This window comes from Syntrophorhabdaceae bacterium (assembly GCA_028713955.1).
In the GTDB taxonomy this organism is placed as follows: Bacteria; Desulfobacterota; Syntrophorhabdia; order Syntrophorhabdales; family Syntrophorhabdaceae; genus UBA5609.
In genome coordinates, this window is the sequence record JAQTNJ010000163.1 from 1 (window position 1) to 7,034 (window position 7,034).

Annotated in this window: 8 protein-coding genes; all 8 read left to right on the forward strand. The window is 47.7% G+C overall.

Annotated elements, in window-relative coordinates; translation table 11 throughout:
• Positions 1-319, forward strand: a 319-nt coding sequence (locus PHU49_12305) for an RsmD family RNA methyltransferase (protein ID MDD5244790.1), incomplete at its 5' end; no start/stop codon positions are given.
• 23 nt (positions 320-342) lie between these two features.
• A complete protein-coding gene (coaD, locus tag PHU49_12310; protein ID MDD5244791.1) occupies positions 343-831 on the forward strand; it encodes a pantetheine-phosphate adenylyltransferase in 489 nt (162 codons plus the stop codon).
• Positions 828-2,117 (forward strand): nodulation protein NfeD, encoded by a 1,290-nt coding sequence (locus tag PHU49_12315; GenBank protein MDD5244792.1) that lies wholly within the window; start codon positions 828-830, stop codon positions 2,115-2,117. Before coaD ends, PHU49_12315 begins: the two co-directional genes overlap by 4 nt.
• Before the next feature lies 1 nt (position 2,118).
• Entirely contained in the window at positions 2,119-2,877 is a 759-nt protein-coding gene (locus tag PHU49_12320; protein MDD5244793.1) for a slipin family protein, read from the forward strand.
• The gene (locus tag PHU49_12325; protein ID MDD5244794.1) at positions 2,877-4,073 is read left to right on the forward strand and encodes a D-alanyl-D-alanine carboxypeptidase; all 1,197 of its coding nucleotides are present in this window, start codon (positions 2,877-2,879) and stop codon (positions 4,071-4,073) included. Before PHU49_12320 ends, PHU49_12325 begins: the two co-directional genes overlap by 1 nt.
• Positions 4,070-5,329, forward strand: coding sequence for a bifunctional phosphopantothenoylcysteine decarboxylase/phosphopantothenate--cysteine ligase CoaBC (gene coaBC / locus PHU49_12330; GenBank protein MDD5244795.1), 1,260 nt, complete (start codon positions 4,070-4,072; stop codon positions 5,327-5,329). The genes PHU49_12325 and coaBC overlap by 4 nt, the downstream gene beginning before the upstream one ends.
• Before the next feature lie 158 nt (positions 5,330-5,487).
• Complete coding sequence (locus PHU49_12335) at positions 5,488-6,696, forward strand: trypsin-like peptidase domain-containing protein (protein ID MDD5244796.1); 1,209 nt, start codon at positions 5,488-5,490, stop codon at positions 6,694-6,696.
• 12 nt (positions 6,697-6,708) lie between these two features.
• Positions 6,709-7,034 (forward strand): DUF1844 domain-containing protein (locus PHU49_12340; protein ID MDD5244797.1); only part of this gene is annotated, 326 nt, incomplete at its 3' end.

The following is a 7,034-nucleotide window of genomic DNA, read 5'->3' on the forward strand; positions in this document are numbered from 1 at the left end:
GTTGAAGGATAACGCGGCCCTGCTGTCAATAAATAAATATTGCCAAGCACTCTGTATGGATGTAAGATATGCAATCCCTTTCCTGCACAGGAGAAAGTCCTGTTATGATATAATCTTTATGGATCCCCCCTATGAGAAAGGGCACATCGAGGAAACGATGAACTTATTGAGAACTCATGTGGTGTATAACCGGAACGCTATAATTCTTCTGGAGTATTCGAAAAGAGAACATCCGGACCCTTCATGCAGGGAAGGGTGGACCGAGGTTACGACCAGGAGATATGGTGATACGGTTATTACGATACTTGAAGCCGCTTAATATTCTGAACAGAGGAGTTTTTCATGAAACAAAAGATAGCAGTGTATCCGGGTTCTTTCGACCCCATTACCTTTGGGCATCTGGATATCCTCATGCGCGGGCTGGAACTCTTTGACAGGATCATTATCGCCGTCGCCAGCAACGTTGAGAAAAATGCCCTTTTCAGCGTCAATGAGAGGATGGAGCTTATAGAGCTTGCGATCAATAACGACGAACATGTTATCGTAGACACCTTTGAAGGATTGCTCGTTGACTACGTGAAGAAGGTCAACGCGCGATTTGTGTTAAGGGGATTGCGGGCCATGAGTGATTTTGAATACGAGTTTCAGATGGCGTCCATGAACAGGAATCTCAATAAAGACATGGACACGATCTTTATGATGACGAGCAAGGATTATTTTTTCCTGAGTTCGAGAACGATCAAGGAAGTAGCAGGCTTTGGCGGATGTGTCCGGGATCTCGTTCCCCCGGCGGTAGAAAAAAGGCTCAAGGAGAAGTTCTCACAGAAATGAAAAAACTTTGCCCCCTGATACTGATAGGGTTTCTCTTTATTCTATCTGTTTTTGTCTCCAATCTCTTTGCAAAAGACCTTTGCACTATCAGGATCAACGGCATTATCGGTCCTCCTGTTGCAGGATTTATCAAGGAGTCTATCGAAAAATGCAGCGGAAAAGGCAGTGAAGCGCTCCTGATTCTCCTTGATACGCCGGGAGGTCTTGATACCTCCATGAGGGACATTATCAAAAACATCATGGATTCCAGCGTGCCCGTCATCGTCTATGTGTACCCTTCGGGCGCGCGGGCAGCGTCCGCGGGGGCGATCATACTCCTTTCTTCACACATAGCAGCCATGGCGCCGGGTACCAACGTGGGAGCGGCGCATCCTGTGACCATCGGCAAAGAGAAGGTAGAGGAAGAGGTTGCCAAAAAGGCAGTGAATGACGCGGAGGCATACGCCCGCAGTATCGCGATGAAAAGAGGCAGGAACGTGGAATGGGCGGCAAAGGCCGTAAAGGAAAGCTCATCAATAACCGCCAAAGATGCCCTTGAAAAACATGTTATAGACGTTATGGCCGACAACATTGATGAGCTGCTTGCGAAGATAGACGGGAAAACGGTGGATGTGAGAGGCAAACAGGTGGCATTGAGGACAAAGGGCGCCGTCAGGGTTGATATCGAGATGCCCTTAAAGTACAGATTGCTTTCCTACCTCAGCGATCCGAATGTGGCCTATATCCTTATGATGATGGGTATATATGGCATCCTCTTCGAGATATACAGCCCCGGCACCATATTCCCGGGTGTTATAGGCGGCATATCCATTATCCTGGCGCTCTATGCGTTCCAGACAATACCGATCAGTTTCGCAGGGCTTGCGCTGATCTTCCTCGGCGTTATATTCTTCGTTCTTGAACTGAAGATCATAAGCCACGGGTTACTGGGCATTGCAGGTGTCATATCGATTGTGATAGGCTCTATTATGCTCATAGACCTGCCTTACAGTGTGTTGTCCATATCATGGAAGACGATACTTGTTGTAGCAATAGTGTCAGCGGCCTTCATCTTCGGTGTCCTTTCGTATGCCGTGAAGGCCCAATTGTCAAAGGTAAAAACCGGCATGGAAGGTCTTGTCGGAGAGACAGGGGTTGCAAGAACCGATATCGCCAACAAGGGCAAGGTGTCACTTCACGGCGAGATCTGGCAGGCCAGAAGCGATGAACGTATCGAAAAGGGCGAAGAGGTCATTGTGACCGGTGTAGAGAAGCTTGTAGTAAAGGTTCAAAAAAAAGGAGGGTAATATGCTGCCGGCCTATTTATTTGTAATAGTAATCATAATCTTTTTTCTTGCAAGCGCCATAAAGATACTCAATGAGTATGAGCGCGGTGTAATCTTCAGACTCGGGAGGGTGCTTGGCAGTCCGAAAGGGCCAGGTCTCATCATCCTGATCCCTATCGTGGACAGGATGGTCAAGGTGAGCCTCAGGACCGTTGTCCTCGATGTCCCGCCGCAGGACGTGATCACGCGGGACAACGTCTCCATCAAGGTCAATGCCGTGGTCTATTTCAGGGTCGTCGATGCACTTAAGGCGATCATTGATGTAGAGAACTACCTCTATGCAACGAGCCAGCTTTCACAGACGACCCTCCGGAGCGTCCTGGGCCAGGCGGAACTTGATGACCTGCTGTCACACAGGGAACAAATAAATGAGAGATTGCAGGAGATCCTTGATACGCATACAGAGTCCTGGGGTATCAAGGTATCGAATGTAGAGGTAAAGAACGTTGACCTCCCGCAGGAGATGCAGAGGGCAATCGCACGGCAGGCCGAAGCAGAACGCGAAAGAAGGGCGAAGATTATCAGTGCGGAAGGTGAATTTCAGGCCTCAACAAAACTTTCAGAGGCTGCCACCATCCTCTCCCAGAACCCCATGGCGCTCCAGTTGCGTTATCTCCAGACACTCATCGAGATCTCAACGGAGAAGAATTCAACGATCATCTTTCCTCTGCCTATTGACATCCTGAAGGTCTTTATGGAAAAAGCTAAAGGCTCCGAATAATGGCTGTGAAAAAGTGGATCATCATTGGGCTGCTGCTTTTTTTCTGGACGAGCCTTGCCGATGCAAGGCCTGCTGCCTCCAGGAAGGCAAAGGTCGCAAAAAAACCCCAGGCGGCAGGATTAAAATCTGACCGGGAACCATACAAGGCATACATCGTCATGGAGACCAGTACCGGGAAGATCCTGGAAGGGGAAAACGTCCACCAGAAACGTCCCCCCGCGAGTATCACGAAGCTGATGGTCGCTTACATTGTCATGGAGAAACTCGCAAAGGGGAATGTCAAATTAACAGATATGGTCACCACATCGAAGGAGGCCGCGAAGATAGGCGGGAGTCAGGTCTATCTTAAGGAGGGCGAGACCTTTTCTTTAGAGGATATGATGAAGGCCATGATGGTTGCCTCGGCAAATGATGCTGCCTATGCCATCGCTGAATTTATCGCGGGCAGCAAGGAAGAGTTCGTTGCCATGATGAATGAAAAGGCAAAGGCACTTAACCTTGTCGACACGGAATTCCATTCTGTACATGGATTGCCACCGTCAAAAGATGGGAAAGAGGATATCACCTCCTGCAGCGACCTTGCAATCCTCGCCCGGGAACTCCTGAAATACCCTAGGCTCCTCGAATGGACGGCAATCAAAACAGATCCTTTCAGGGACGGCAAGTTTACCCTGACGAATACGAACAAGCTCCTTATGAAATTTTCAGGTACCGATGGATTGAAGACGGGCTATTACCGTGAAGCGGGATTCAGCATCGTGGCAACGGCAAAACGCGGTGACTTGCGGTTTATTGCCGTAGTCATGGGAAGTCCCGCAGGAAAGATACGGGACAATATTGCCGCGGAAAAGTTGAAAAAGGCATTTGCTCAGTATAAAATGTTGAACATTGTCAAGAAGGGCGAACTGGTCGACAAGGATATCATACTTGCGGACGGTAAGTACCGGAAGATGAAAGGGGTAACGGACCGGGATTTTTTCTACCCCATCCCTGTTAGCAAGAAGGCCAACGTAAAAAAGGAGATCGTTCTCCCCGATAAGGTAAAAGGTGAGATCAGGGAGGGACAGAAGCTTGGTGAAATGGTTATTAAACTGGATAATGATACTATCGGAAAGGTCGACATCATCTCACCGGTATTTGTACCAAAGGCAAACCTCTTTACGAGGCTCATAAGAGTACTGGGACTTAATATATGATGATGCAGGGCATAGAAAAACAATTTTCCATGTTGAAGGACAAAGAGATCATAGTAGGCATAACGGGTGGTATAGCTGCCTACAAGACTGCCGAACTGGTAAGACAGCTCACGAAAAAAGGGGCGAATGTGCACGTTGTGATGACGAAAAACGCTATGGAATTTGTCACGCCGCTTACATTTCAAACCATATCAGGCAACCCCGTGATCCATGAGATGTTTGAACTTTTTGCCGGTTCCAAGATCGGGCATATCGCCCTCTCCGATATAGCGGATCAGCTTGTTATAGTGCCGGCTACTGCGAATATGATAGGGAAGGTAGCGAACGGCATCGCCGATGATTTTCTCTCCACCATGGTGATGGCGACGACAGTCCCTGTGTTTTTTGTCCCTTCGATGAACACGAAGATGTGGAGCAGCAAGATAGTGGAGGAGAATATTCAGAAACTGAAGGACGCCGGTTATGAACTTATGGAACCGGCCAGCGGCGACCTTGCCTGCGGCACTGAAGGTAAGGGAAGGCTGCCTACCATAGAAGAGATACTCGAAAAGATGGAGGATATTTTTACCGGGAAAGATCTGGCGGGGGAAAGGATACTCGTAACAGCAGGCCCGACCATGGAATATATTGATCCCGTACGCTGCATTACGAACAGGTCCTCGGGAAAGATGGGGTATGCCGTAGCGAAAATGGCGAAGCGAAGAGGCGCCGATGTTGTGCTCATCACCGGTCCAACTTCCATCCAGTTTCCGAGAAGTGATATCGATATTGTCCATATTACAACCGCATTGGAGATGCGGGACGCCGTTATGGAACATTACAGAAGCGCCGGCGTTATTGTCATGACTGCGGCGGTTGCCGACTTCAGGTGCAGGGAAGAGAACTGTCAGAAGATAAAGAAGAAAGGCGACAGTAAATACATGGTGCTGGAGCTTGAAAAGAATCCTGATATAATCGGTGAACTGGGAAAAGTAAAAGAGGAAAGGATTGTCGTCGGGTTTGCGGCAGAAACGGAAAACTTATTCGACAATGCGAAGGAGAAGCTTAAAAATAAGAACCTGGACCTCATCGTTGCCAACGATGTAGCAAAACCAGGGATCGGTTTCGGCTCTGACAGCAACGAGGTAACGATCATCGAGAAATCAGGCAAGATGAGACAGGTGCCGCTTCTGAGCAAAGACGAAATATCGAACATCATCCTCGACTCAATAAAAAAGATCTTGAAGAAGAAAAGGACTAAAGACGATTGGTACTGACCCACCATCCCATGCAATGCGTAAAGACCCGTTCTAAATCTTTCATACCATCTATAATCTTTCTGTTCATTCCATTATTTCTGTTATCTTTTCCAATACCATCGTTGTCGAAAGAAGACAAGGTCGTTGAAGTTGTCGAAACGGCGAGTAAGTCCATTGTGAACATTAAAACGGAAGAACTTACAAAGACGACGGGGGAAGAGAAAAAACCATCGTTTTTCAAAAAATATTTTGCAGGAGAAGAAGAGGGAGAGGAGATCTCTGAGAATATCGGTTCAGGGGTTGTGCTGGATCCGAAAGGTATTATTGTCACCAATGAGCATCTTATCTCCAGAGCGATAAACATACGGGTAAAGTTTATTAACGGCAAGGAATATAATGCCTATGTTCTCGGCAGCGACCCTGAATACGACATAGCCCTCCTGAAGATTACGGACAAGGATGACTTCCCGTATATAAAGATTACCAAGACGAAAGGCATAAAGGTCGGCGAAAAGGCAGTCGTCATAGGCAATCCATACGGTCTTTCGAGTTCCGTTACTGTTGGTGTCGTGAGCGCCCTGGGCAGAAACCTGAGGATAGAAAACAGGGTATATGCGAACCTTATACAGACTGATGCCTCCATCAATCCCGGTAACAGCGGGGGACTTCTCTTAGATGCCGAGGGAAATCCCCTGGGGATCGTCACGGCCATATACGGCGAGGGCAAAGGTATAGGATTCGCTATCCCGATAGACGATGTAATGAACATGCTCTCTGAGTTCCTGCAAAACGGTTCCCGGAGGCCGATCCTGGGACTCTTCATGGAGAAAAGAAAGGACGAAAAGAGCACATTCCTTTATGTCAACAGGATAATTCCGAAAAGCCCCGCAGAGAAAAACGGTATACGCGCAGGCGACAGGATCGTTGAACTGAATAAAAAGAAGATACGGGAAGGTATGAAGCTGCAGAGCATCATACGAAGCGTGAAGGGCAAAAACACTATTCTGCTTAAGATAGTACGGGGGACAAAACCCTATCTCGTCAGCGTTGACCTCGAAGATATTCAGAATTACACGCCGGTTCCCGTCGATGAAAGACTTTGCGGCATTAGAATTTCGGATATCAAGGGATACCCGAAGCTAAAATACAAGCTGAAGGACAGGGAGGGGGTTGTCGTGACCAAGGTATACAGCGGTAGCCTTGGCGAGAAGGCCGGTCTGCGTATCGGTGATGCGATTGTTAAAATTAACAACAATAAGATTGCCGATACCAGCGACTTCAACACTTTCATGATCGAAGGGTTGCAGCGGAACTATATCCTGTACCAGGTAAAAAGAAACGACAGCATGTTTTTCCTGCCTGTCAAGCTCGATACACTTCTTTAGAGGGAGGGTAAGATGGAAAACGAAAAAGATATTGCCGATGATAAAGGCGCTGAAACAAAAGAAGAGACATCCCGGACGAACGCAAAAGAAGACGAATTTTTTCCGGAATTGACATTTGCCACCTTTCTTCTTTCCCTTTCCACTTCTGCTATCGTGAGTCTTGGAGAATTGCCTGATCCGTTAAAAAATGAACAGTGTGTTAATCTCTCCCTCGCGAAACAGACCATCAGCATCATTGAGATACTCAAAGAAAAGACAAAAGGGAACCTGGACGATGACGAAGATCGGCTCATCGAAGGGATACTTTATGATCTGCGGTTGAAGTATGTCAATGCAGC

Excerpts from the sequence above, each read along its gene's own strand:
- coaD (MDD5244791.1), top strand. The coding sequence starts at position 343 with ATGAAACAAAAGATAGCAGTGTATCCGGGTTCTTTCGACCCCATTACC.
- PHU49_12315 (MDD5244792.1), top strand. The coding sequence starts at position 828 with ATGAAAAAACTTTGCCCCCTGATACTGATAGGGTTTCTCTTTATTCTA.
- PHU49_12320 (MDD5244793.1), top strand. The coding sequence starts at position 2,119 with ATGCTGCCGGCCTATTTATTTGTAATAGTAATCATAATCTTTTTTCTT.
- PHU49_12325 (MDD5244794.1), top strand. The coding sequence starts at position 2,877 with ATGGCTGTGAAAAAGTGGATCATCATTGGGCTGCTGCTTTTTTTCTGG.
- coaBC (MDD5244795.1), top strand. The coding sequence starts at position 4,070 with ATGATGATGCAGGGCATAGAAAAACAATTTTCCATGTTGAAGGACAAA.